The 26,447-nt window shown below is 29.2% G+C and carries 23 protein-coding genes; 1 reads left to right on the top strand and 22 read right to left on the bottom strand.

Going from position 1 to position 26,447, the window contains the following annotated elements:
• Positions 1-168 precede the first annotated feature (168 nt).
• From AACL07_RS01090 to AACL07_RS01070, 5 genes are all read right to left on the bottom strand, one after another.
• Entirely contained in the window at positions 169-2,196 is a 2,028-nt protein-coding gene (locus AACL07_RS01090) for a PTS transporter subunit EIIC (protein WP_338983887.1), read from the bottom strand.
• A 30-nt stretch (positions 2,197-2,226) separates the two neighbouring features.
• Positions 2,227-2,775 (bottom strand): hypothetical protein, encoded by a 549-nt coding sequence (locus AACL07_RS01085; protein ID WP_338983884.1) that lies wholly within the window; start codon positions 2,773-2,775, stop codon positions 2,227-2,229.
• On the bottom strand, positions 2,763-3,032 hold the full coding sequence (locus AACL07_RS01080) for a hypothetical protein (RefSeq protein WP_338983882.1): 270 nt from the start codon (positions 3,030-3,032) through the stop codon (positions 2,763-2,765). The genes AACL07_RS01085 and AACL07_RS01080 overlap by 13 nt, the downstream gene beginning before the upstream one ends.
• Positions 3,033-3,034: 2 nt before the next feature.
• Positions 3,035-4,186 carry an SIS domain-containing protein gene (locus AACL07_RS01075; RefSeq protein ID WP_338983880.1) on the bottom strand — a complete coding sequence of 384 codons (1,152 nt, stop codon included), beginning with the start codon at positions 4,184-4,186 and terminating at the stop codon, positions 3,035-3,037.
• A 134-nt stretch (positions 4,187-4,320) separates the two neighbouring features.
• Positions 4,321-5,124 (bottom strand): hypothetical protein, encoded by an 804-nt coding sequence (locus AACL07_RS01070; protein ID WP_338983878.1) that lies wholly within the window; start codon positions 5,122-5,124, stop codon positions 4,321-4,323.
• A gap of 106 nt (positions 5,125-5,230) precedes the next feature.
• Between AACL07_RS01070 and AACL07_RS01065 the strand changes: the two genes are divergently transcribed.
• A complete protein-coding gene (locus AACL07_RS01065) occupies positions 5,231-6,079 on the top strand; it encodes a class II fructose-bisphosphate aldolase (protein ID WP_338983876.1) in 849 nt (282 codons plus the stop codon).
• 56 nt (positions 6,080-6,135) lie between these two features.
• Here AACL07_RS01065 and AACL07_RS01060 read toward each other — a convergent pair whose 3' ends face one another.
• The 17 genes from AACL07_RS01060 to AACL07_RS00980 all read right to left on the bottom strand — a co-directional run bounded on the left by AACL07_RS01060 (position 6,136) and on the right by AACL07_RS00980 (position 26,349).
• On the bottom strand, positions 6,136-6,714 hold the full coding sequence (locus tag AACL07_RS01060; protein WP_338983874.1) for a hypothetical protein: 579 nt from the start codon (positions 6,712-6,714) through the stop codon (positions 6,136-6,138).
• Between the two features lies 1 nt (position 6,715).
• Entirely contained in the window at positions 6,716-7,303 is a 588-nt protein-coding gene (locus tag AACL07_RS01055) for a hypothetical protein (RefSeq protein WP_338983872.1), read from the bottom strand.
• Between the two features lie 129 nt (positions 7,304-7,432).
• Positions 7,433-8,629, bottom strand: coding sequence for a phosphoglycerate kinase (locus AACL07_RS01050; RefSeq protein WP_338983870.1), 1,197 nt, complete (start codon positions 8,627-8,629; stop codon positions 7,433-7,435).
• A gap of 134 nt (positions 8,630-8,763) precedes the next feature.
• A complete protein-coding gene (locus AACL07_RS01045; protein WP_338983868.1) occupies positions 8,764-9,774 on the bottom strand; it encodes a hypothetical protein in 1,011 nt (336 codons plus the stop codon).
• 2 nt (positions 9,775-9,776) lie between these two features.
• Entirely contained in the window at positions 9,777-12,032 is a 2,256-nt protein-coding gene (locus AACL07_RS01040) for a glycoside hydrolase domain-containing protein (protein ID WP_338983866.1), read from the bottom strand.
• On the bottom strand, positions 12,025-13,200 hold the full coding sequence (locus tag AACL07_RS01035) for a hypothetical protein (RefSeq protein WP_338983864.1): 1,176 nt from the start codon (positions 13,198-13,200) through the stop codon (positions 12,025-12,027). The genes AACL07_RS01040 and AACL07_RS01035 overlap by 8 nt, the downstream gene beginning before the upstream one ends.
• A gap of 173 nt (positions 13,201-13,373) precedes the next feature.
• The gene (locus tag AACL07_RS01030; RefSeq protein WP_338983862.1) at positions 13,374-14,174 is read right to left on the bottom strand and encodes a glycerophosphodiester phosphodiesterase family protein; all 801 of its coding nucleotides are present in this window, start codon (positions 14,172-14,174) and stop codon (positions 13,374-13,376) included.
• 198 nt (positions 14,175-14,372) lie between these two features.
• Positions 14,373-14,738 (bottom strand): hypothetical protein, encoded by a 366-nt coding sequence (locus tag AACL07_RS01025; protein ID WP_338983861.1) that lies wholly within the window; start codon positions 14,736-14,738, stop codon positions 14,373-14,375.
• A gap of 128 nt (positions 14,739-14,866) precedes the next feature.
• Complete coding sequence (locus AACL07_RS01020) at positions 14,867-16,144, bottom strand: phosphatase PAP2 family protein (RefSeq protein WP_338983858.1); 1,278 nt, start codon at positions 16,142-16,144, stop codon at positions 14,867-14,869.
• 92 nt (positions 16,145-16,236) lie between these two features.
• Positions 16,237-18,057, bottom strand: coding sequence for a translational GTPase TypA (gene typA / locus AACL07_RS01015; protein WP_338983856.1), 1,821 nt, complete (start codon positions 18,055-18,057; stop codon positions 16,237-16,239).
• 33 nt (positions 18,058-18,090) lie between these two features.
• Positions 18,091-18,903, bottom strand: coding sequence for a hypothetical protein (locus AACL07_RS01010; RefSeq protein WP_338983854.1), 813 nt, complete (start codon positions 18,901-18,903; stop codon positions 18,091-18,093).
• Positions 18,904-18,915: 12 nt separating this feature from the next.
• Entirely contained in the window at positions 18,916-19,830 is a 915-nt protein-coding gene (locus AACL07_RS01005; RefSeq protein WP_338983853.1) for a J domain-containing protein, read from the bottom strand.
• 6 nt (positions 19,831-19,836) lie between these two features.
• The gene (locus AACL07_RS01000; protein WP_338983852.1) at positions 19,837-20,505 is read right to left on the bottom strand and encodes a M48 family metallopeptidase; all 669 of its coding nucleotides are present in this window, start codon (positions 20,503-20,505) and stop codon (positions 19,837-19,839) included.
• 105 nt (positions 20,506-20,610) lie between these two features.
• Entirely contained in the window at positions 20,611-22,017 is a 1,407-nt protein-coding gene (locus AACL07_RS00995) for a glycoside hydrolase family 1 protein (RefSeq protein ID WP_338983850.1), read from the bottom strand.
• A gap of 9 nt (positions 22,018-22,026) precedes the next feature.
• A complete protein-coding gene (locus AACL07_RS00990) occupies positions 22,027-24,627 on the bottom strand; it encodes a glucose PTS transporter subunit IIA (RefSeq protein WP_338983848.1) in 2,601 nt (866 codons plus the stop codon).
• A gap of 73 nt (positions 24,628-24,700) precedes the next feature.
• Positions 24,701-25,498 carry a hypothetical protein gene (locus AACL07_RS00985; RefSeq protein ID WP_338983846.1) on the bottom strand — a complete coding sequence of 266 codons (798 nt, stop codon included), beginning with the start codon at positions 25,496-25,498 and terminating at the stop codon, positions 24,701-24,703.
• 356 nt (positions 25,499-25,854) lie between these two features.
• Positions 25,855-26,349, bottom strand: coding sequence for a phospho-sugar glycosidase domain-containing protein (locus AACL07_RS00980; RefSeq protein ID WP_338983844.1), 495 nt, complete (start codon positions 26,347-26,349; stop codon positions 25,855-25,857).
• Positions 26,350-26,447 lie beyond the last annotated feature (98 nt).

Genomic DNA, 26,447 nt, shown 5'->3' with positions numbered 1-26,447 from the left:
CCCATTCATATTTACATTTTATTGCTTTTGAAAAAAAATAATACCATTATGGGTGACGATTCAAATTTTGGAATATTATTCCACACAATTAGAAAAATAGAAAAATATTTTTTTGCTCAACTACCTACTAAATTAATAAAAAAACTAAACCGAAGTTTAGAGTTTTATTTATTTTCCTGTTTGTCTTTTTACTTCATTAAACAAGTGTTCAACGTCGGTTCCAATAATTAGTTGTAATCCTTGATCACCTAATCTTTTGACTCCATATGCGCCTATTTGCTTGTACTCTGAATCTGTTCCTATTTTATTATCTTTTACAGTTAATCTTAATCTAGTTGAACAATGTTCAATTATTTGGAAATTGTCTAGACCAACAACTGCAATAATTTTTGAAGCCATTGTTCCATATTTATCAACTTTTTTTGATGGTTTATCATCTGATGGTTTATCTGTTGAACCTGTTGACATGTCTGTTGGTGGGACACTTGATCCCCCATCTTGTTCACGTCCTGGTGTTTGAATATCCATTTTGATAATTGTAAAGTAGAATGAGAAGTAGTATAGCGGAGCCATTGCAGCTGCTAATGCTAACATTCATAGTGGGTTAGATAGAACACCATATACTCCACCATTAGCCATTCCTTCAAATTTTGACATTCCTCATGAGTTCATGAATGAAATTACATAATCGATAAATCCACCTGAGAATCCAAATCCAATGTGCATGTGCATTGCAATTGCAATCGCTGCAAATGTTGCAGTAAAGATAGCGTTATATGCTCACAGAATTGGTCCTACAAAGATGAATGAGAACACAATCGGTTCATCAATTCCTGTTAGGGCAGCCACTATAGCAACTCCTCCTAGGAATGAAATAACTTGTTTTCTATTTTCTTTAGGAGCCGCTACTACCATTGCAGCTGCAGCAGCTGTTAGACCACCTCAGTACATTGGGAAGTAACCTGTTTGGAATGTCCCAGATACTAACCCTCTTTGGAATGAATTTATATCTCCAAAGACTGTCACTTTACCATTTGATGCATTACCAATGATTGTCCCGTTTGATCCAGAAATTTTAGTTGGATCTCATACAAATCAATTTGACCAGTTATCAGCTGTTATTTGAGATTGGTCCAAACCAACTCATCCAGCTTCTTGAACTATGTTTCTAATTGCAACTAAGAACTCTTCAGAACCTACACTTACATTTTCAACTGGGAAGTTTTCTGGAGATAATACAACTTTTCCATCTGTATTAACTAAGAAGTTCTCAATTGGCATTTGGAATCATAAGAATGTATTAATAATGTGGTGTAGTCCAAATGGTTGCACTATACGGTTTATTAATGCATATAGAAATGCTCCTGGAATTGCTCATGCGTCCCCACTTGATATTAGTGTTCCGAACTTAACAAGCCCATATTGGAATCATGGTCAGATGATTGCAAATGCAAATGATAGCGGAATAGCTAGTGCCATTACCATCATTGGAACGAATCTTCTTCCACCAAAGAATGATAGTGACATTGGTAATTTAGTATCTTTAAATTTGTTATATACGTAAGCTGACATACAACCAGCAACTAGTCCACCTAGAACACCAATATTTAAAATATATGTTCCTCCAGTGATTATTTTGTTACCGTTTGCATCTAGTGTCATGGTTTGAACGTAAAATAGTTCCGAGAAACTTTTTCCGCCTTCAACTCATTCTTTTACTATCTCACCATTAACCACTGATTCTTTTTGAACCATTGAGTCAAACGTAAGTACGTTACCATAAATTAATGCAGGTAACCCACCTTCCATCAACATCGCGGTTAACGCTATGTAAAGAACAGCCCCAACTAGTGCAGCCTCTCCACGGTTATCTTTTGCCAAACCAAAGGCAGTTCCAATTGCAAAAAACAAGGCAATATTGTCAAACGCAATAGCTCCAGGTTTTTGAATTATGAACCCAAATCAAAATGCAAAGTTACCGTTTTCAGCCGTTGCACCTGATAGATCAATTGACAATTGACCAAAGCGGTTCAATAGAGCCGCGAATGGTAATATCGCAATTGGGAACATCAATGACTTACCTAACCTTTGTAAATCGGCTAGTGTCTTTGATCAAAAAGCTCTTCCTTTGCTTTTTGATTCTGTCATCAATTTATCTGATTCAGCAGAAGAGTTTAATTGAATATCTTTATTCATATTATTTTCCTCCAGTGATTGATATTTGATTTATTGGTTTTTAAATTTTAAAATTATATTATTCATATTTACTATGTCTGTGACATTTAGTATTTGAAATTTGTTGTTTCTTTGTTCTTCGTTTATAAGAACAAACTCTATGAATAATGCATTTTTTGATAATTCGTAATACGCTTTTACATATAAGACATTTTTTAATTTGATTACAGTTTCATATGACTCTGTTCATTTTATTTCTTCTTCATTAATTGTCATCTTAATTTGTTTTGGTTCAAATGGTTTTTCCATTTTTAACTTTCTAAAATCTAGAAGTTCTTCAATAAATACAACACCATTATTTATTCGAGTTTTAACATAAACCGAATTTAATTTAGAATTGAACAAACCACTGTCATATACTAGAACATCAATTTCTAATGTTTCTAGTTCTTGTGGTGTTGCTTTATTTGAAGCTTCAACAAACTGGTTCAAAGATTTTAATCCACCTTGTTTTTTAGAAAGGCGTCAAATGATATAAACAATAGCGGCCGTTATTAAAATTATTATTGAAATAATTAATCCAATTGCTAGCTTATTCATTTATCAATTCCACCTGCCAACATAGCAATACAAAATACTGCAATCAAAACTATAAAAAACAAAATAAATATTCATAATCACATTTGGAATTGTTTAAACACAGATCCAAGCATTGTCTTTTTTGTAGTTTCAAATCCTTTTTTTGATGCTTCTATTTTTCAATCTTTTATTTTCAAAACAAAAAAGTATATCAACGGGAGCAATGAGACAATTGCAATAATCCCAATTACTAAAAATGTTATCTGTAAATCATTCATAATTATTTTTTGTGAATTTTCACACCTTGAACTACTCTGTTAACCAGACCAGATGGTCATGGATTATCAGGCGATTTTTTTAAAAATAGTGATTTGTGAAATGCATAAAGTTGTGCAATTGTTATATATGCAATACCAAGAAATAAGTTGATATCTCCTTTATAACCAAGGTCAAAATATTTGTCACAGTTTTCCATTGCAACTTTGTCATTTTCATAATCTAGTACTACTATTTTTTTAGCTTGTTTTTGAGAATATAATTCTTTCAATAAATCAAAATCATATTTTCTTTTGTACTCATCTTTGTTCATAAAAAAGAAAACAATTGTTTCATTATTTAAGATTGATTTTGGTCCATGTCTAAAACCCAAGGGTGTGTTAAAAAACGTTGTAACTTCACCGGCCGTTAGTTCTAATACTTTTAAATGTGATTCTTGTGCTATCCCATTAAATGTACCAGATCCTAAAAACACAATTCTTTTATGATCTTCATTTGCAATTTCAATTAAGTCATCAAAGAAGTTACTATAGTTTTGTTCAATAATTTTAGAAGTGTTAACCACTTCTTTTGATATTTTGTCCAGCTCATCTAGAGAAAATACCAAGTATGCAGCCATCATCATTCCTGTATAACTTGATGTCATTGCAAATGACTTATCATTGCTTCTTTCGGGCAATGTAAGTGTATAGACATTTTTTAGTCCATTACCTTGTTTTGCCAATCCGCCGTCTTTATTACAAGTAATAATTAAGTGTTTTGCATTTTTCGAATGACTGCTAACCATATTAAATGTTGCTATTGATTCGGGTGAATTACCACTTCTTGCAAATGATACAAGAAGTACATCTTCGTCTTTTGAAATATATTCTTCAATGTTTGAAACAATGTCAGTTGTTGCAATTGAAACAGCATTTTTATTTTTACCTAAAAATGAATTAACAATTGCATTTCCCACAAACTCACTTGTTCCTGCACCAGTGAATATAATTCTCGTTTTATCATTAACAATATCGTTCAGAAATAATGTTAACTCCTGTTTTTTACTTTTAACCAATTCTAAGATTTCTAATAAAATTTCTGGTTGTTGTTTGATTTCGGTTAGAGTATATTCTCCACCGATTTCCTTTAATTTTTCAATATTGAAATTGTGCATAACAATATTCCTCTCTAAATAATATTTTTATTCCCGCCACCATCCATGGAAACTTTTCCACATTTATATTGTGAAAAAAAAAAAAAAACTATCAATGAATAATAGTTCTATGCTACCAAAGTAAAGTTGCGATACTAAAGTTTACCCTCAATAATTTGGAAATATAATACATCAAAGAATTTAATAATGTAACTTTGTCGCATTGAATAACTATCTCATAGCTCATCTTCAATTTGAGGAACCAAAAAGTAATTATCAACATTCTGTGAAATAGCTCCTTCAATTCCTAAAATTCCAAATAAATAAACATCTTTGTTTTTAATTTTTTCTGAAGTACTCAACATGATTGGGTTCATTCCAGATAAAGATATTATTATCACCAAGCATCCTTGTTCAAGTTGAGATGAGTAACCTTCAATCAAATTTAAATCATTTTCTAAAATTATTTCTTTTTTTGACATTCTCATTTTTTGCAAGAAGTTGCGACTTGCATAATAAGCCAGGTTTTGAGCAAAAATATAAATTGTTTTTGATTCCTTAATTTTAGAAACTAATTCATTTATTTTTGTCATATTTGAAATTAAGTTTTGTTCTAATAACTTAATGTAGTTAATTGAGATTTCTAAATATTTTTTTTGAAAAGAATTTAAACTATCAAATTCTTTTGATATAACCAATTCTTCGTTTTTAACTTGTTTTGTAATTGAATGATTTTTGATTAAATATTTTAATTCAGCAAAACCAGACAATCCTGATTTATTTAAAAACTTGATTATTGATGGTTTTGACGTATTACACAATTTAGAAAACTCTAACAATGTTAGATCTTTTATTTTATTTTCGTTGTTAATTATCGCCATATAAATAGAGTGGTTGATTGTCCCAGTTTCATTACCCACTATTTCTTTCATTTTTAAAATATATTTTTCATTTTGCATTGTGTGTCCTCACCACTATTATATGGCATATATTTTTTGCCTTTAGTAAATATCCTTTACCATAGTAAACGAGCAGTATTCATATGATAAAGAAAAAGGTGGTTATATGAAAACAAGTTTAAAAAGTGAGTTACTAAAAGCTCGTAAAGGTGGTTATGCAATTCCTGCATTCAACTTTGATGATTTAGAAATGATGAAAGGAATTGTTGAAGCAGCTGAAGAAGAAAAGTCACCAGTCATTTTAATGGTTACTGAATCAGCTGCTAAATATATGGGAATAGATTATGTCTTTGCATTAGGTAAAACAGTTGTTGAAAAATCAACTGTCCCTATTGTTTTACATTGAGATCATGGTTTTGATTTAAACCTAATCAAAAAAGCGTGTGATGCTGGATTTACAAGCGTTATGTTAGATGCTTCAAAAGAAACATTTGAAGTTAACGTAAAACAAACACAAGAAATTGTAGCATATGCAAAAAGTAAAGGTGTTGAAGTTGAATCAGAAATTGGACACGTTGGTGGAAAAGAAGATGATCGCACAAGTGAAGGTAATGGTTATACAAATATTGATGAAGCTGTTGAGTTTGTTAAAAAAACAAACATAGACGCATTAGCAATTGCTGTAGGAACAGCACACGGTGTCTATAAGGGAGCAATAAAGCTACAATATGACATTATCACTAACATAGCAAGCAAAGTGGACACACCATTGGTATTACATGGCTCAAGTGGTGTGCCTCTTGAAGATTTACAAAAAGCAATTAAATGCGGAATCACAAAAATAAATATTGGGACCGATTTAAAAATGGCTAACGCAAACGCATTTAGAAATTGATTAAACGAAAACCCTACTGGATATGATGCCCGAGCATTTGGTAGAAAAGGGATCGATGCAGTAAAATCAGAAGCCAAAAAAAAGATAAGAGCTTTTGGTTCAAGCAATAAATCAGCATAAAGATTTATTAACTATAATAAAAAAAATAATGATTAATCATTATTTTTATATTATTTTTAAATTGTTATGACCTCAAATTCACTACCCACATAAACAGACACATGTGAATCTGTTGGGGTATACAACCCATGTGTTTCGGCTATTATTCCATATGAAATAAATGTATATGCCCTATTATAAGTGACAGACATTCTAAACTCAGAATCTAAATAATACTGTCCAATCATTGCATTAAAATGCTCATCAACAACCGCATCTGTATTTCTAATGTAATCTGCCTTGTTTCAAAAGATGGGATCTTGTAAACTTTTTGGTGTAAATCAAATTGTTTCTTCAATTTTTTGATTTGTATCTATTACTTGTTGTTTATTTGTGTGTGTGTAGTACGCTTCATCACTCAAATTAATTCCAACAAGTTTTGTTTGTTCAATATTTAAAACATTATTGTCTATCTTTATTGTTTCGAATTTCATACCATCAACATAATCACTATAGATCACATCTATTTGAGGTGACTCAACTTCTATTATTGTTCTCTCCACGCGTTCATCTTCGTTTATTGATGAAGCTGAAGAAGCATTTATTGCTATTGGCAATAGCGAAATCGGAATTATTAACATATATAAAAACTTCATACTATAACTCCATTAGCGTAATTGTTTTTGGTGTGTACAACTCTACTCGAGCATGTTGTCCTCAGATTTTTTCCATTTCCATACGAATTCACATTTCAAAAGTTCAACTTCCATCTTTTTCTTGATAATATGTATAAGTTAAATTAATGTCTACAATTAACTTTGATTTAGGTGTTCCAAACTCTAAATGAGAAAGTTCCACAGCATTAGATGATATCAATTCGTCTCACGATGTTATTTTTTTATTTATCAACTTATTTTTATAACTGTTAGGTGATATGTTATCAAATGCTTTGAAATCACCTAAATCTTCTCCAGATTTTTCAACAGATATATGTGATGGTCCATTAAAAATAATTGTATTAAAATCAGATGGATTTATATTTCCTAGATTTGATTTCACAGAATATGACCTCCAATCTCCCACGTTATTTTTTGCCTCAATATAATAAAGGGGTTCTTCAATTAATATTTCGTGCGGTTCTTGTGCAAAGTTTTCAATATTATCTACATTTATAACATCGTTTACAACCGTGGTCCCAACAGATGAAGTGTTCATAATTGCTAATAAACTTAATAATGTTTTCATAAATTATTATCTCCTTGAACAAGGCTTACACTTATTCAAAATTAATAATATACTTATTTTTGAAAATTAATAATGAAAGAGCTTACTAACTAAACATAAAAAAACAACTCAATATGAGTTGAATTTATACTACTTATTTTTAATAGCTTCAATACCTGGAAGAACTTTACCTTCCATATATTCTAGTGACGCTCCACCACCTGTTGAGATGTGTGTGAACTTGTCTGCAAATCCTAATTGGATTGCAGCAGCAGCAGAATCTCCACCACCAATTAATGTAAAGGCTCCGTCTAAGTTTGCAATTGCTTCACAAACTCCAACTGTTCCAACTTTAAAGTTTTCCATTTCAAATACACCCATTGGTCCATTTCAAACTACAGTTTTAGCACCTTTTAATTCGTTTTTAAATAGTTCAATTGATTTAGGACCAATATCTAATCCCATCATATCATCTGGAAGATCGACTCCTGAGAATGTAGCTTTTGAATCTTTGAAATCTGTATTGTTAGCTGAATCAACTGGTAAAATAATTTTTCCATTTGCTTTTGCTAAGTATTCTTTTGCTAATGCAACTTTGTCTTCTTCACATAGTGATTTACCAATGTTGTGTCCTTGTGCTTTAAAGAATGTATATGCCATTCCTCCACCAATTAAAATTTTGTCTGCTTTTTTTAATAGGTTATCAATTACACCAATTTTGTCTGAAACTTTTGCTCCACCAATAATTGCTATAAATGGTTTAGCTGGTTTATCGATTCCAGCTGCTAATGCTGATAATTCTTTTTCAACTAAGAATCCAACACAGCTTTCTTTTATGTTTGATGCAATACCAACATTTGAAGCATGTGCTCTATGTGCTGTACCGAATGCGTCGTTTACAAATACTTCACCTAATGAAGCTCAGTATTTACCTAATTCAGCATTGTTTTTTGATTCGCTTTTAACAACTTCACCATTTGCAACATCTTCAAAACGTGTGTTTTCAACAACTACGATTTCTCCTGCTTTTAATGATTTGATAGCTGTTTCTAATTCTGCTCCACGAGTTTGTGGAATAAATTTAATTTCTTTTTTTAATAATTCCCCTAAACGTTTAGCCACTGGTGCTAAAGATTTTTTAGCTTTATCAGCTTCTTCTTTAATTCTTGATAAGTGAGAGAAAAGAACAATTTTTGATCCTTTTTCAATTAAATGTTTAATTGTTGGGATTGCAGCTTTAATTCTATTGTCTTCTGTAATGACACCATCTTTAATTGGTACATTAAAGTCAACTCTAACTAGAACTACTTTTCCTTCTACTTTTACATCATGTAATGTTTTTTTCATGTTTAATAACTCCTTGTTTAATGTACTAATTATAACAACTACAAATAAAAAGTATTCAACTAACTCAATAAAATTTAACTTTTAAATAATAAAAACTACCGAGGTAGTTTTGTTTTTAAATACATTATAAATATTTATCAAGAAATTTCTTTGACTTGATTATTGTTATATAAAAGTATGTAATTATAAATATAGCCAATATTTATACATATAAATATTGCTCCATATCCTCTTGTAAAATCTTTATCTAACCAAGTGATTAAATTACTTAGATTAAACCCAATTGAATAATTATCATTATTGTTATATTTTATATATTCAATCATTGCAATAAAACATGAAACCAACATTACTATGCATATCATGTTGATGATTATTGGCAGCGCCATTTCAATTAATCTTATTTTGTATTTATACAGTTTATTTCTTTTGATATAAACATATGAAATAAGGGCAATGTTAATAATCATAATACTTATCAAAATTCATAAAAGTATGTTCGAAATTGAACCTGGGTTAAATGATGTTTTAGATGAAATAAAATCGTAATTATAAAAATCTCAAATATGATTTTTGAAAAATATACCTCCAAACAATAACGTTGTTAACAATATAATTAATAATGTATTAACAACATACATTGAAATCATGTATGGATCAAATCTATTATTTTTTTTACCTTTAATCAAAAACCTAATTTTTTTATCAATAATATATACTGATTGTTCGTCTTGCTCTATATCTTCACTTTTATATACGAGTTGATTAATTTCTATTTTATTTTCTGCTTGTAAGATTAAATAAACATTTCTATAAACCTTAAATTTATATCATCTTAAACTTTCACATACAATTATTGCTGTGAAAGTTAGCCAGTATATTCATATACATAGTTCTTCTAAGTCTCACAATCTAGGTAAAATAAATACGCGGTTGTACAATAGAATTTCAAAAATAATTAGAGTTAACAATATGAATATAACAGTTATAAAATATGTAAATTTTATTCATCACTTGTTTGTGATTTTTATTTTATCCTTATTTTTATTAATGTATTTAAGGTCAAAACACATGTCAATAATAAAATACGAAGTCATAAACGCAAGTAAAATAACCGAAAGTTTCAACACTACAATAAAACTCATAATTAATATTTCTCCAATGTTTTCATAAATTCGAATACTTGCATTGCCACTGGTTTTTTGTAGCCTACATTTGGAGTCATGTATAGGAACTTTCAATTTTCACCAACATTTCATTTATATGAATTGTTATTGTGTGCGTATTGTGTGATTCCGATATTATTCATTGCCTGATTTATCATTTTTTTGTCTTTCTCAGATTTCTGAAGTGCGTTGAATTTATAGACATTTTGAACAGCTTCAATCATTGCCAACATCCTTACACTATAGTGAACACCGTTTTGATTATCTCCGCCATATATCAAAAATGATTGGCCAGGTTCCCTAACTTCATCACCTGTTTCTATTGAGTTAAAATCTTCAGTCATAAAATAATCATCATAAGTTTTATCATATGCCCATCTTAAAAAACCATTTAAGTTTAGTTTTCTACCAAATAAAACATTTCATAAACTTTCGCTAATATCACTTGCCATATATGAACCTGGATAATCACCATAAGTAGAATAAAACATTGTGGATTTATTATTATTTTTTCTTTTTGTTATTGAATTCTCAAGTTTTTTTCATGTCGTGTTGTCAACGGCGCTATTTATTTCTCTTGTATGGAAAACAAATTGATCATATGAATTAATAAAATTATTATTCAAATAGTTTTCATTCCCAAGATCAATTGATGATCTTCATCCAACAAATGAATTCATACCAATTGGAGTAAAGTCTGAGTACTTATTTTTTCCATAGTCATTTACATCGTCGATTACTTCTTGAACTGCATCCATTGATTTTTCATTAAGTTCATCAGTGTTAAGTAAAATTCTAATTTTATTCCCATTTTCTAAAATGAATCTTTTTTCTTTATAACCATTGTGCATCATATCGATTAGACTCTTTAAAAGTGGAGTAATTATTTTTTTGATATACATATCAAAATCAGATTCTGGTTTACCACTGTTACTGTTTATTATTTTTGCGGTTCAATCAACTTGTGGACCCTTTCCATCAACACTATCTTTTGGAACAACTCAGCTAGAAAATTTACCATTTTCAAATAAACTGATATCAAGTGCCGGCAATCCAACCTCTGTTAAAATATCTAAATATTCTGCCATTGAATTAAATAAAAAATTAAACTCAATGTCATTTTCATATGAACTCATTATGCTTTCAAATGATTGTTCTGAAATAAGATTTTCAATCTCTGATATAGATAAGTCATTTTTAAAATTTGCAGTTCATTGAATTATTTGTTTGTGATAACCCGGGGCAAATGCAAAAGAAGCATTCGAATCTTTTAGTGGTTGCAAAAATTGTCTTAGATAATTTTTAGCCATATCATCTCTTACGTATGCTGCTCTATGTGCATCGTCAGGACCCCTGTCGATTGGGGTTTGATAAAATAGTGAACTATCATCATATCAATAACTAAGACTATCTGCAGGGAATGTTTGAGCTGTGAATCCAAATTTATCTGATTCCTTTTCATTTGGATCATTCATTATCAAATCCCTATCAGAAATCTTCACTTTAAATTCTCTATCAAAATTTAACTTTTTTTCATTAATTTCATATGAAACTTTTAGTTTCATTTTTTTTAATCCAGGATTAACCTTGTGCCCAACTTTCATTGAAATGTATATTGGTTGAACATCATATTTCATCTCATCTAGTTCTGTTATTCCAACGGCGTCTGGCACATACAAAGTTTGATCATATAGATGTTTTGAATTTGAATTTGCTGGTTTAGGTGTTTTTATGAATTTATTAAATTTTGCTCAACCTACAATATTTTTATCGTCTTTAAGACTATCGTTATTTGATAGTTTGAATTCATCACCTGATAAGGTAACTTTTAAATTTTTAATTTTGTTTGATATATCCTTATTCATCAAGACAAATTGCAAGTTAATCGTTTGACCTTTTCAAACAGATTTAACAAATGTATTACCGTCACATTTCAGTGCATTGCTTTTATTACCAAAAAATGATTTTCCATTGTTGGTGTCGACGTATGAGGAATAGTGAAATAATGATTCCCCTAAAAACCCAGCCAAATTTTCATCTTTTTCGAAGTTAGTGGTTTTGGTTGTGCTAGAGCAACCATCTTGAAATAAAAAGTCATCTTTTAGATCTTTTGGGATATTTGACCCAATGTTACCGACTCCATAATCAAGAAACCTTGCACACGATGTGATAAAAAACGAAAAGCAGAATACGCACAATATTGAAGCCAATATTAAAACACTTTTGAGGTTATTCATTGCTTATTTCTCCAATGTCTAAATGAAATCCTGGTCCGTCATTTATTGATTTTTGGTCCAAAGAAACCCTCATATCATCAATAAGTCAAATTTCTATTCATGCTGATATTATTTTTCCACCGCCTGTTGTACTTAGACTCGAAAGGTTATCATTGTCTTCTAACGGCATCAAAGAAGAATAACTCTGTTTAATTTTTAAATCAATGTTTGTTTTATTATCTATTTCAATGCCCAGTGCCCCCATTGACTTAATGAGTTTGCTTCTAAAAAATTCGACAAGGTATGGTTTTATTTCTCATACTAACGTGTTCGGATTAAATAAACTTTTTAATTCAAAATTAGAATAGTCAAAACCATTATTTATAAATCATTTTGAATTCACTTTTTCAAATTTGCTAATATAAAAATTAGTGTCAGTATCTAAATTGAAAAATCCTGCTCTTGTAGTTTTTGGCAAAAGATCAAATAATTCTTTTCTAAAAACTATAGAGTTATTTATATTGTTGTAGTCACTTTTTGAATAGTCACCATTTTGTTCAATGTATTTATCTTCCGTTTGACTAAATCACTTTTTATCAAAATAGTTAATGTCATTTTCAATACCATTGTTAGTTAGTTGTCTGTTCATTTCATTAATTAACGTATTTGATTTAAAGACTTCATTAATTGCTGATGTTAGTGAAGAAAATTTGTTTATTGAATCATAATTATCACTTATTCAAATTTTTTCTACCAATGAAAGCTTTGGCCTAAAGTCATAATTAAAAATGACCCTACCGCTATAAGAACTTTTTATGCTCGGAAGTATCTCTACACTAAACCACAATACTGTTTCTTCAGCATTGTTTGTGTCGTTGAACTTAAATTCAAAATTATTGTTTTTTTCATAATCACCATAATATATTTTGATTTCTAAATCATCAATATTTATAAAATTAAAATTATTAAATATTCCTTCTTGTACCATCGACAATATTGAGTTTCCATATCCATCATCATATGATTTCATTCTTGACATTTTCAAATCAATGCCATCAAATAATTTATCTTTATCAATAATGTAGTTTAAGTTGTATGAATTTTCATATTTGAAAACATTGTCAACAATTATTGCTGTACTTAAAGTGATACTAGGTACAATTGCTAATATGGCGTAAATCTTTTTCATATTTTTTCCCTGACATAAACAAAAATTTTCAAAAGACAATTTAATATCTTTTGAAAATATAACTATTAAAAATATTTTATATTTTTTTTTTTTTTTGTCAAATATCGCCTGGAAACTAAACATTTTTAATAAAATAAAAACAAATATTTCTATTTGTTTTTAAAATTACGGGTCTATATACGATAATAATCAACATACGCACCATTATAGTAACTCCTATTTTCTGCAATTTGTTTGCTTATATCTCCGTCTTTGTCTAAAAAGTACATAAATACAAATGCGCCATTTTTAATTAATTTTTTTAAAGACTTTTTATGAGTGTTGTTTTCCGGTATTCCAGTAACAACATATTTCATTTTTTTACTATTCAAAAAACTAATTTGATCGCTTTTGCTTCTTAGTACTCCGTTGTAATTAACCATTAATTTACTAGAATCTTTTGAATTATCAATTGTTTCTTCATTTAATGCTTCCATCAACAGTCTGTCGTTAAACAAAAATTCATCACTAAATTTATTTAATTCTTGATTTTTATCCGTAACTAAAATTGCATCGTTATGATCACCAAATCAAATGTTTATTCATTCCATTGTTAAAGCGGTGTACTTCTCAAATAATTTATAAGATTCAAAAACTTCTAATGTTGGAGGGTTTTCATCATTTACTTCCCCACTAAAATTTGTCATATTTTGTCACTTATTTCAATCATGCACTGCCACAAATTTTTTATCACTCGTTAACCTTATGTCTAATTCAAAGAATCTAAATCCCATGTTATACGAATTTTCTAATGCCTCAAGTGAGTTTGTATACTTTATGTCATCTATTTCTCCACCAGCATGAGCAATTTTTACAAAATCTTCAAGTTGTGGTGGGTCATCATCTTTACTTTTGCATGAAATAATTTGAATTGATGAAAATAGTATAAGAAATAGTATAAGAAATGAAATTGTTGTATTTTTAATTATCTTCATTTTTTTATATTACATTTTTTATTTAATATTTGTAATAATTTAAAAAATAAGATGAACAACAATAATGTAGGTGGTGATGTTACTGCCGCAGTTCAAAATGCAATAATAAAAAACCCACCAAATTATTTAATAAATTTGTGGGTTTAAGTGTTTGGGATCTATAAATTTTAATTCATAGTCCTTTAATATTTTTAAGACCTATATTAGGCCGTTGGCTTTTAAGATTTTTTCTAATTCGTTTAATCTTAATTCTGTCGCTAAAAGTTTTGAGTTAGTTTCTTTAAGTTCAATTTCAGTGACTTTGAGCATTTCTTCACACACTTTTGTAAAAATTGGCATTTTAATCTCCGTTAACAATTCCTTTTCAGCATCGTCTATGGATTTATTATATCTTTTTTTAACTTCGTTGTCTTGTTCGTTGTTTGAGATGCTTCTATCAACAAAGTACTCATTTACTTCTTTATGAACTTCTTCTAGATTACTTGTTTTTTCATCTAGTACTAGTTTATGTTTGTCATCGATGTGGGCTTCAATTTTTATTATGATTGTTTTTAATTTTTTCATTTTTATCTCCACTATCTACAACGTCACATGAAAAGTTTTTGTGCAAAAAAAATAAAAAACAGTGAAACTGATTTTATTTTGAACTTTAAACAAAATTTAAAAAGACCAACTTAATTGGTCTTTTTTGCTTATGAAATTATTTTGCTTCACCTTTTATACTTGTTTGATTTGTCTATTCTACTTGTTCTTATTTTTGCCACAGTTCAATATATGTCATCAATTTTAATACAAATAATAGTTGTGTTTTTGTTTTCAAAATAATCAACTTCTTGTTTGGTTGATTGTTTTTTTCAAATCAATGAAAGAACAAAGTATGTAACATGATCTACTAAATAATTAATTGGTTTGAATAACAATAATAAGAATGTAGTTGTAAACATTAAATCAGTTAGATAATGTGTTCTTGAAATAATTTGCATCACACCCATTACTCCCACATTAAATACAAAGATAGAAAATATTAATCATTTTCATCATGTAATAGTTTGTCCTCTTTTTTCGTTCATAAACAATAATAAGAATGTATAACCAATCATTGAAGCCGAACTCATATGTCCAGATGGAAAAGCTACATCATCTCAATGAGTATCTCCATATTCTCCACTAAACATCGCTTTTCAATATTCAGAATTGAATCCGTTAATTTCTCATCACTCTAAGTATTCTGCATTTGACGAATCATTAAAACTTGATATATCTCAATCACTTGGTAATTGTTCTAGTACGTTTTGAAAATCAACGTGTACAAAATACGGTCTACCTCAAAATGTTTTTAATGTTGGGTCTAATGATCCTTGAACAATACCAAATACAGCAACAGCTTTAATTCCATCGATTCAATAGTTTCTAGTTAGTAGGTCCTCTCTTTTTGAAAATCTTAATCTCATGTATAAAACTACACAAATCATCATTACAACTTCAATACCGATTTCTAAAGACATGACAACTATTACATGTACTCGTTCTAGTCCAAATCAATAGTCTCTACCAGCTCCTAATCCAACATCAAGGTCAGCCATACCTTTTGTCACAAACGCAAACAATATAACATAGGCCACAATAAATACAATATATATTGTAGAAATAATAATTGGACCTTTAGATTGTTGTTTTCCATATTTTTTATTTAATGTCTCCATTACTATTCCGGCAATTCCAAATATAAATGGAACAGTCATTGTGTAAGCTAGTTTATCTCAAAACATACTCAACCAACTTATAAACCCATTATCATTTAGATTACCAAGCGCTTTAGCAATTGGCAGATCTCATATACTTCCAACAACGAATAATATAATTGATGTAATCAACGCAATTATTCAAAGGATCTTAAATGTTTTATTACTTTTACAACTTGACGTTGTAAAGCTAGAGTACTTTTCTTTTTGTAAAGGTTGATTAATCATTGTCATCCCCCTTAGGTTAGTTTGTATTGTATATTAAAAAATTATAAAAAAAAGTCATTACCATTTTTAGTGGTTATGACTTTTTTAATTTATTATTTCATATCGTATTTATGTTGTTTTCTATCGTTTTCTTTTAATCAACGTTTTCTTAAACGAACATCAACAGGAGTTACCTCTACTCATTCATCTCATTCAATAAACTCAAGAGCCTCTTCTAAAGTGAATTTTCTAGCAGGTGTTAGCTTAGTTGATTCATCAGTTCCTGATGAACGTGTATTAGTCAATTTTTTACCAGTTGTTGGGTTAACGTTTAAGTCATTTGCACGTGAATGCAGACCAACTATCATCCCTTCATAAACTGGAGTTTGTGGTCCTAAGAATAAAGTTCCACGTTCTTCTAGATTAGATAGAGCATATGGTAAAGTTACACCATCTGTCATTGAAACTAAAACTCCATTTTTTCTTGCTGGAATTTTACCTTTGTATTCTTCATATGCTTTAAATGATTTAACCATTATTCCTTCACCACGAGTCTCATTAACAAATTCAGATTTGAATCCAATTAATCCACGTGTAGGAACTTCGAAAGTAATTTTGTCACGTACTCCATTTGAGTCCATGTCTAACATTAATCCTTTTCTTAAGTTCAAGTTATTAATTACTGTACCTTGGTATTCTGATGGTACATCTAAGATAACTCTTTCAACAGGTTCTAATTTATTACCTTTAGCGTCTTTTTGGAAAACTACCTCTGGTCTAGAAATTCCTAATTCAAAACCTTCACGTCTCATTGTTTCAATTAAAACTGATAAGTGAAGTTCTCCTCTACCATAAACTTTAAATCCATCAGCTGATGATTCACTAAGTGATCCAACACGTAGTCCAACGTTTACTTCAAGTTCTTTGTCTAGTCTTTCTTTAATGTTTCTTGTAGTTAGCATTTTTCCAACTTTACCAGCAAATGGTGAAGTGTTAACTAAAAAGTTCATTGACATTGTTGGTTCTTCAACAAGGATTGGTTGCATCTTAACAATTTTATCTGGTGCACAAATAACATCACCAATAGTTAAGTTATCAACTCCAGAAATAACAACGATTTCACCAGCTTGCGCTTCGGCTACAGCTACTCTACTCATACCTTGATATACGAATAATTTATTTAGTTTACCTCTTGTAACTGTTCCATCATTTTTAAGAACACTTACAGTTTGACCTTCTTTTAATGATCCTTGAAATAATCTTCCAATTCCAAGTCTTCCGATAAAAGAATCATATCCTAGTGATGATATTTGTAATGCAGTATCTTCTTTTGCTTTTGATTCTGGGTATGCCCCGACTTCTTTAATTATTTGTTCAAATAATGGTGATAAATCTTTTGATGGATTTTCCATTGAATCTTGAACAATACCTCTTTTAGCAATTCCAAACATTGTTGTAAATTCTAATTGTTCATTGTTTGCATCAAGTTCCATGAATAGTTCTAGAACTTCATCTACAACTTCCATAGCGCGTTGGTCTGGTTTGTCAATTTTATTAATTAATAAAATTGGTTTTAATCCAAGTTCTAATGCTTTTGAAAGCACAAATCTTGTTTGTGGCATTGGTCCTTCTGATGAGTCAACCAATAGGATAACTGTATCTACAGTTTTCATAATACGTTCTACTTCTGAAGAAAAGTCGGCATGGCCTGGTGTATCGACGATGTTGATTTTGAAATCCTTATATTCGATAGCACAGTTTTTAGAATAGATTGTAATTCCTCTTTCACGTTCTTGATCGTTTGAGTCCATTACTTGTTCTTTTACTTCTTGGTTATCTCTAAATATTCCTGATTGTTTTAAGAATGCGTCAACCAGTGTTGATTTACCAGCATCAACGTGGGCAATAACGGCAATATTAATAATTTTTTTCATGTTTGCTCCTAAGTCATTAATAATAATTGTATATTAGTTATTTAATAAATGTGTCTTAATATTGTCTATATTTTCAGATTCAGTTATTTCGTTTCACTTATCATTTTCATATTCTAATAGTTCATCTATTCTTTCATCTCCAATATTGAACTCATCTAAAATACTTTCTGCGAAGTATAAGAAGAAATATATTATTGTTCCAGTATCTCTTGCGAAATGTAAAATTTGATCAGTAGTATAGTCAATCAATTTTGAAAATGACTGAACTTCTAATAGTTCGCCATAAAGTGTAACTGTTCAATTTAAAATGTCGTACATCAGATCAATCAATTCACCTGCTGGTACATCTTGTTTTGGCATTTCTTTTTTATAATATGAAGACAATGTTTTAAATGTATCAGTTGGTAAAGTTTGATTTAAGACTAGTGTTTTAAAATAAGTTGAAGTTTGTAGATGAATAAATACCAAGTGTGAAGCTAAAATATCAAAAATTATTTCTTCATTATTAGATGTTAATTTTTCAAAGTAATTATCTAGTTCATCTAAAAAAACACGAAACACACCAGCAGTTGAAATTATTTTTGAAAATGTGTCTTCCAACTCTAATCTTTTTTCAAAGTTATCATTTTTCTTTTCTAAATATTTTTTATATACTTTTGTAAAATCCAATTCAAATTCTAATATTGAACTTGAATTACTTCAAACGTTAATGGCATCATATGTAAAACTTGTAAGTCATGATTGTCTTGATTCAGCTGAAGCGTGCAAGTATAACAATTCAGTTTTAATTATTTTAAAAATTCTTTTTTCTCAAAAGTCTTTATTTCTAACAAATTTTAAGTCCATATTACTCCTTGGCTAATCTTCGAAATACTCATCAAGTATTGCTTTGTGTATATTTATATTTTGCATTACAACGTGTGCATCAGGTTGTTTGTTTACATCAGGATGATATTGTTTTGCAAGCTTTCTATAAGCTTGTTTTAACTCAGTTGGATTTGAATCAGCATTTAATCCAAAGATCTTAAATGCTGATTCAATTGAATTGTTCATATAAAGTGTTTGAGTTTTTTCAACGAACTCATCTATGTCATCAAATGTTTGGTCCATGCCAATTGTTTGGACGAAAGTGTGTTCTGTTCCGTATTGCTCTTTATATCCAATCATAGACAATGTTAATTCAGTCGATTCTTTTAATATTCTTGAAAAATAAAATGAATCATTTAAACCTAAGTCTAGGAATTCATTTATTACAGTTTCATTAATTGATTCATTTGAATAAACGGTTGATTTTTTAATGATACTCTCATATCCATTAATTAACTCAGTAGTTATTATTTCTATATACCTTTGAATCATTCTCACATTAGTATCAAACTCTTCAAATTTACTTTCAACTATTTCATAGAATTTTTTTGCACAATGATATCCATATTTTTTTAATGCAATTAAAGTTAATTCAGAAAGCAAAGGACTATACATTTTGTATAGCTCTTCTTTAATGTTTAAAAAGTGACTAATACCTGGAACTGTAATAAATGATTCTTTGATATCCATTATTTTTATTAACTTACTAAATTGTTTGTTAATAAATTCACTTCTTTGAATTGAATATAATTCAATCAACATATTTTCATATGCTTCATTTATAACTTTGATTATTGCGTTGTCATATATTGTAATTTCAGAATCTGTTTTAGTTCATTCAATGAAGTACTCATCAATGTTAATTCTTTTATTATCTTGTGATTTAGTTTTGTTTCAAAATGCCATATTGCCCTACTTCAGTAATTTAGATGCTTCTTTATAATTTGGATAGTTTTTCTCAACAAGGTATCAAAAATCCTTTGAGTGATTTTTGTGTTGTGTGTGTGATAACTCATGAACTATAACATATTCTAAACACTCAATTGGATAATGTAATAAAGTTATGTTCAATATTATTTTATCAAGTTCTGGGTAGCATACACCTCACCTTGATTTCATATACTTAATTGATAGGTTTTTAATATTTAGTTCACTTCTTTTTGAGTGTTCAATTAATTTTTCATTAAACAAATCATAATAAAGTATCGCTAGTCTTTTGTACGTATGACTTATAAACTCATCTTGATTATCATACATCTTTACGACATTTTTATTTTTCAATGATTTAGTTATATTAGAAGTTATTATTTCAAAATCAACATATTCACCAAATATCTTAACTTTTAAGATGTTTCCATCAACTATGAAAGGATATCTAGACTTTTGGTTTTCTTGCATCAAAAGAATCTTTTTGATGTTCTTGTACAAAAGTTGTTCTATTTGTCAGTCTTGAGTGTATACGGGTGCAGAAACGATAATCCTTTGATTATCAATTCTAAGTCTAATACTCTTTTGATCTTTTACCTCTAAGAAGTATTCAACTAGATTTCCACCATAACTTAATTGCTTTTTTAATTTCATATTATTATTATAGTACTCATGACAAAATATATTGTTAGTTTATATAAAAGTAAAATTAGCAAATAAAAAACCTCATATTATTGAGGTTTTTTATTTAATAAATTTCTAATCTAAATCTTCACCATCAGAAGATATTACTTTTTTATATCAATGGAATGAATCTTTCTTATATCTTTTAAAATCACCATTGCCTTCATCATCTCTATCAATATATACAAAACCATATCTCTTTTTTATACCTTGGTGAGTAGAAACTAAATCAATTGCGCTTCAAGGGTTGTAACCTATTAAATCAATTCCTTCAGTTAATATTTGTGGGATCAATTTAATATGTTCACGTAAGAAGTTAATTCTGTATTCATCATGAATTTTCCCATCTTTTGTTAGTACATCTTCATGTCCTAGACCATTTTCGGTTAACAAAATAGGAAGTCCATACCTGTCATTTAATTCACGTGATGTTTGTAAAAACCCAGATGGGTCAACACCTCACCTAAATTTTGTTTGCTGCAACTTATCGTTTTTAAAGGCTTTAAATACATCAGGAATATCAAACGCAAGTTGTTGATCTGAACCCTTTAAAACAAGTTCTTTGACTTCTGGTTTTTCGACAGTCATTGAATTATAGTAGTTATAACCAATAAAGTCAGGTTTACCTTGAGCAATGATTTCCATATCACCATCTTTTATTGTAGGTGCAATGTTGTTGCTTTCAAATCATTGTCACACAGTTTGGTTGTATATTCCTTTTACTGATAAATCTAAATACAATCAATTCCTAATTGCAGATGTTCTATATGCAGCGTTAACATCTTTTGGATCACATGTCTTTGGGTATACAGTTGCAATGTTTGGGGCTGGACCAATTTTTCCACCTTTTTTCCCAAAGTTATCATGATACATTTTCATAACTTCTGCTTGGGCAATCATCATATGATGATTTTGTTGATACATATTTTTTAAATGTTTGTAACCATCAGTTACTTGCACAAGCCCTAAGACGTGTCCGAACATTATCATCATATTTTGTTCATTAATCGTCAATCAATATTTAACTTTCCCATCAAATCTTTCAAACAACGCTTTTGAGTATTTAACAAATAATGGTATCGCTAAATCCCTTTCATCTCATCCACCTGCATTATGAATTTCCAGTGGTAGGTCAAAATGTCAAATTGTAACTATTGGTTCAATTTTGTATTTTATTAATTCATCAATTAAATTTTCATAAAATTTCATACCTTTTTCATTAATGTTCCCTGTTAAGTCAGGCATGATTCTTGGTCATGAAATTGAAAATCTATATGACTTAAACCCCATTTCGGCCATTAACTTAACATCTTCTTTTCAATGATTATAATGATCTGAAGTTGTTGCAAAATTTGAAACTCCTGGTTTTTGAGGAATTAGGTCTTGGATTGATTTTCCTTTTCCATCCGCATCAGTTGCACCTTCAACTTGGTATGCACTTGTTGATGCACCTCATAAAAAGTCTTTTGGTATTTTTTTCATATTATTCTCCTATTTATTTTTTGTAGTTTTTTGTTTTGGTAGAGTTGAATTTAGTGAGTCTAAAAATCCATATCCGATTTCAATAGAATAAACCCCATTATAGAATGTATTTTTTACAACCTCACCATATTCGCTCAAGTTGTATTTTGCAGAAACCATTTCAAATGTTTTTTCAAAATTATCTAAATTACTTTTTTTAACATCTGTAAAGTGGTTTTTGAACTCCTCGATTTCAGTGTTTGTATTTTTAATTAATTCACTTATTAAGTCTTTTTTTGTATTTAAATTGTATTCTTGATACTTTACTTTTTTAGTTGTGAATTTTTCCAATAACTTATTGTATTTCTCAGAACCTTTTTCTAGTTTTAATAACTTTTCTTTAATTGAAATCAAACTCTCATACATTTTGAATTTATTTGAATTTTCTTTTTCTTCAATCATTTTATTTTTATAATCTAGCTTTGTAATTGTTTGTAAATATTTTTCATACTTTTTGTAATCATCTTTTAGTGAATTAACATTCTTTAAAAGTTCGTTGAATTCTTTTTCAATTTCTGATTCTATTATTTTTTTATCATCACTAGTTGAGTTTTTGATTGACAAAGTAACAGTTTTTTTAACAGCTTGTTTTGAAAGTTTATATTCATTTTTTCTTTCTTTAAAGAAAAATAATGTTAACCCAAATGCAGCTATCACAGCAGATAATCAAGAGATCAGCATGATTCATCATTTATCTCCATATGCAACCATACCAAATGGACCACCACCAGGCATAGATGTTGGATGTAGATTTAAGTTACCAGCAACCAGTCCACCAACAAACGCACCCGCAAGACCAAATACAAATGGTCTAAATCTTGGTAAGTTAATTCCATAAATTATAGGTTCTGTTACTCCAAATAATCCACCAACAATTGAAGCGTATGCTGATTTTTTTAAATTATGATTTCTTGTTACAATAGCCACCGCAATTACTGCACCAACTTGTGCATAGTTACCAATTGACATTCCGGCAAATAATTTAGCGTCTTCTCAATTACCCATTAATATTGGTAAATATATTGGAACAGCTACAGAAACGTGCATTCCTGTTAATACAAGTAATGGTCATGAAACTGCAAATATTGCTGTTCCAATTCCGAATGGTATTTGACCAAGCTTCAACACTATTCATGCAAGTCCTGATTCAAATAGACCAAGTAATGGTCCGAATATAAATCAAACTGAGAATATTGTTATTAAAATAACTAACATCGCTCTAAATATAATATCCACAGATGAAGGCATTCAAGTTTTAATTCACTTATCTGCAAATAATATAACAATTCCAGCCGCGATATATGGAAGAACTGTTCCTTCCATTCCACCAATAAGTATTGGTGTATCTCCGATTGCAAACAAGAATCAACCTTGTTTCATTCCGGCACCGAAACTAACAAATTCTCCAAAATTTGCTGAACCGATATCGGCTGTTATATCTTTGGCGCCAGTCGGGAAGAACGCTCTTGATAAGAAAATTAAACCGACAGCTATGGCAAATAATGTATTACCCTTAAACATCTTTACCAAGTTATACATAAAGAATATACCAATTGAATTTATAAATATTTTACTTAGTAAGAAAAATATACCAGAGATCATATCTGCTTTATATATTTGTTCAATTCCACCAATTGGAGTTACAGCACCTGTTTGTTGCAATATTGTATATATTGCACTGAACATACCACCTGCAAGTAATAAACCAAGCGCTGGTCCAACAACACCAGTGATTGTTGGTAGAATTCTTTTCTTGAATGGAATTCTTTCTTTTTTTGTTTCTACATTTTTGTTTGCTCAATGATTTTCTCTTTTCTTGAATTCATCCATCACCTTGCTAACTTCACCACCAATTATTATTTGTAATTGTTCACCTGAATATTGAACTCCTTTTACGATTCCAATCTTCTTTAATTCTTCGACATTTACTTTTGTTTGATCTTTGATGTTTGCTCTGAATCTTGTCATACAATTAAATACATTACTGTAATTTTGTTGTCCACCTAGATTTGCAAATATTTCCTCAGCAACTAAATGATACTTACCTTTGAATGAATCTATTTTTAATACGTCATCATCTAATTTTTCAACACTAACCTTTTCTTGTAGTTCTATTGAAATTTCGGCAACTAATTCCCCTTGTTTTGCGTTTGATTTTAAAATTTTCACTTTAGAAGAATACCCTTGAGGTATCTCAAATACAATTGGTGTTTCAGTTGATAAATTACTATCCTTTATATTTTTCAGATTAACAAAAACTATTTCAGAATCTAAATTAACCTTTTGGTTTACTTTTACTTTCAAATCAAAAGGCTCACCATTTAATTTAACCGTATCAATACCAATGTGCATTAATGCTTTTTGATCATTCACACCAAAATATATTGCATGTTTTGTATCAAAAATCAAATCAATGTTTGCACTTTCAAATGGTGACTTGAAATTTTCTCTACTTGGTTTGAAGACAATTCCGTCACCTAACATTTTTTGTGAAAACATCTCATCACTACATTCAGTTATATTTTTAATTTCACCATCAGCTGGTGCATATATCTTAATAACATTTAACATTTTACTATCTCCTTTAACTTAGTATCTCAACTATAGTCGAAAGGTGTTGTCTTTTGGACAAAAAAATAACTACTTAAAAAAATGTTAAGTAGTTATCAAATATAGAAATCATTAATACTTCAAGCAACATATTTCTGAAAAAATAACCATCATATATTTCCCCATGTGAAAAGATAAATTTATTTTCAACATAATTTATTTTATGTTCTTGACCCTCGGTTGTAATTGCGAAAAGTCTATCTTGGCCTATTTCTTTATTTGCCATAAACAAGAAATCATACAAAGAACTATTTCCTGATCCAGAAAAAATGAACATTACTGGTCTCATACTAAATCAACTTAATTCATTTATTTTAGTTACGTTTCCAATTGTATTCATAAAGTTTTGCTGCTCATTGAAAATTTGACAGTTAACACCCTTTGCTTTTAGATACTCACAAATAAATGATGTCGACTTTTCCATTTGTCTACTTGGAACAAGTATTAATTGTTTTGTTATCGTTATCTGTTTGCACAATTTCTCAAAGTACTCTTTATTCTCATAAAATGTTTTTTCAAGTTCACTGTAATGATACGTTCATTTGTTAAACTCCTTGCCGATAGACATTCCGCTAATGCTATCAACCTCAGATTTATATTTACCATATTCTATTGTAGATCTTTCTTTAAATTGTCTATATCCAGAAAACCCAAGTTTTTGACAAAAGATTGTTATAACCGGTTCACTCACGTTACATAAAGAGGCCAATTCTTTTTGTGTAAGAAAATTACCAATTTTAAGTTGATCCAAAAAAATTATCGCAATATGATTATTTGTATCTTTTTTTTGAGTATATTTTAGGTTGTATAAAAGCGCAACTACTGATTCCATTAATCTCCAACAAGTATATATATGAATAACTATTTAATAGTTCTTATTATATATTCATTTGCATTATGTGTGCTTTATTTTAAACGATATATTTTTCGCATTCCATATTGATATAATTAATTTAATGAGGCTCATATGATTCAAGCATTTATAATTTTAGGAGCAATATTTTTCTGTGTACCATTTCTTGTTTGAATAGTTGTTCGTTTTTTAGACAGACAAAGAAGTAGACCAATATATTACAAAAAAAAGAATCATTGCCTATACTTTCTTAGGTTCATTTTTATTAATGATTCTATTCTTTACCCTATCTATTGTTCTTTCAATATAAAAAAATGGATTTTAAAAATCCATTTTTAATTAAATCTAAATCTTGATCATGCACCAACGAAGTTCATTAAGAACAATTCACCTGGTTGTATTTTTCCAATAGTGTTGTATTGTTTCTTTGTATCAGCATAACCATCAACTAAAATGATGTGTAGTTCACCTTTGTAACTGGCTCCATTGTTGTTAACAATAACAACATCACCTTTGTTGTAAGTTTTCTTACTATCACGAGGTTTGATATCGGCACTAGACCATATTACACGTGACATAGTTGAACGAATAAAGAATTCAGTAATATCTCCACGTCTAAAGTGTTCTTTATAATTTGCAATTTCTTGTTCTGGCTTTGTAATTGACTTATCTCATACAAGACCAAAAGTTATTTCTTCTCTATCAACTTCAGATACTTTTTTTAATTCTTCTTCAGTTGCAAATGCATTTCCAAATAATACATTGTTTATTGTATTGCTGTAGAATAAAACTCTGTGAATATAATTCTCTAAAAGTTGATTGATTTTCAAAGTGTCTCAACACAATTTTTTCTTTTTCTAAAGTTGATAGCATGTTTGATTTATTACCTTTAATATTGGCCATAAAAAAATTCTCCTTGTATACATTT

Source organism: Spiroplasma endosymbiont of Othius punctulatus (assembly GCF_964019505.1).
Classification (GTDB): Bacteria; Bacillota_I; Bacilli_A; order Mycoplasmatales; family Mycoplasmataceae; genus TIUS-1.
The sequence above is the reverse complement of the archived record's forward strand: the minus strand, read 5'-3'. Positions and strand labels throughout refer to the sequence as shown.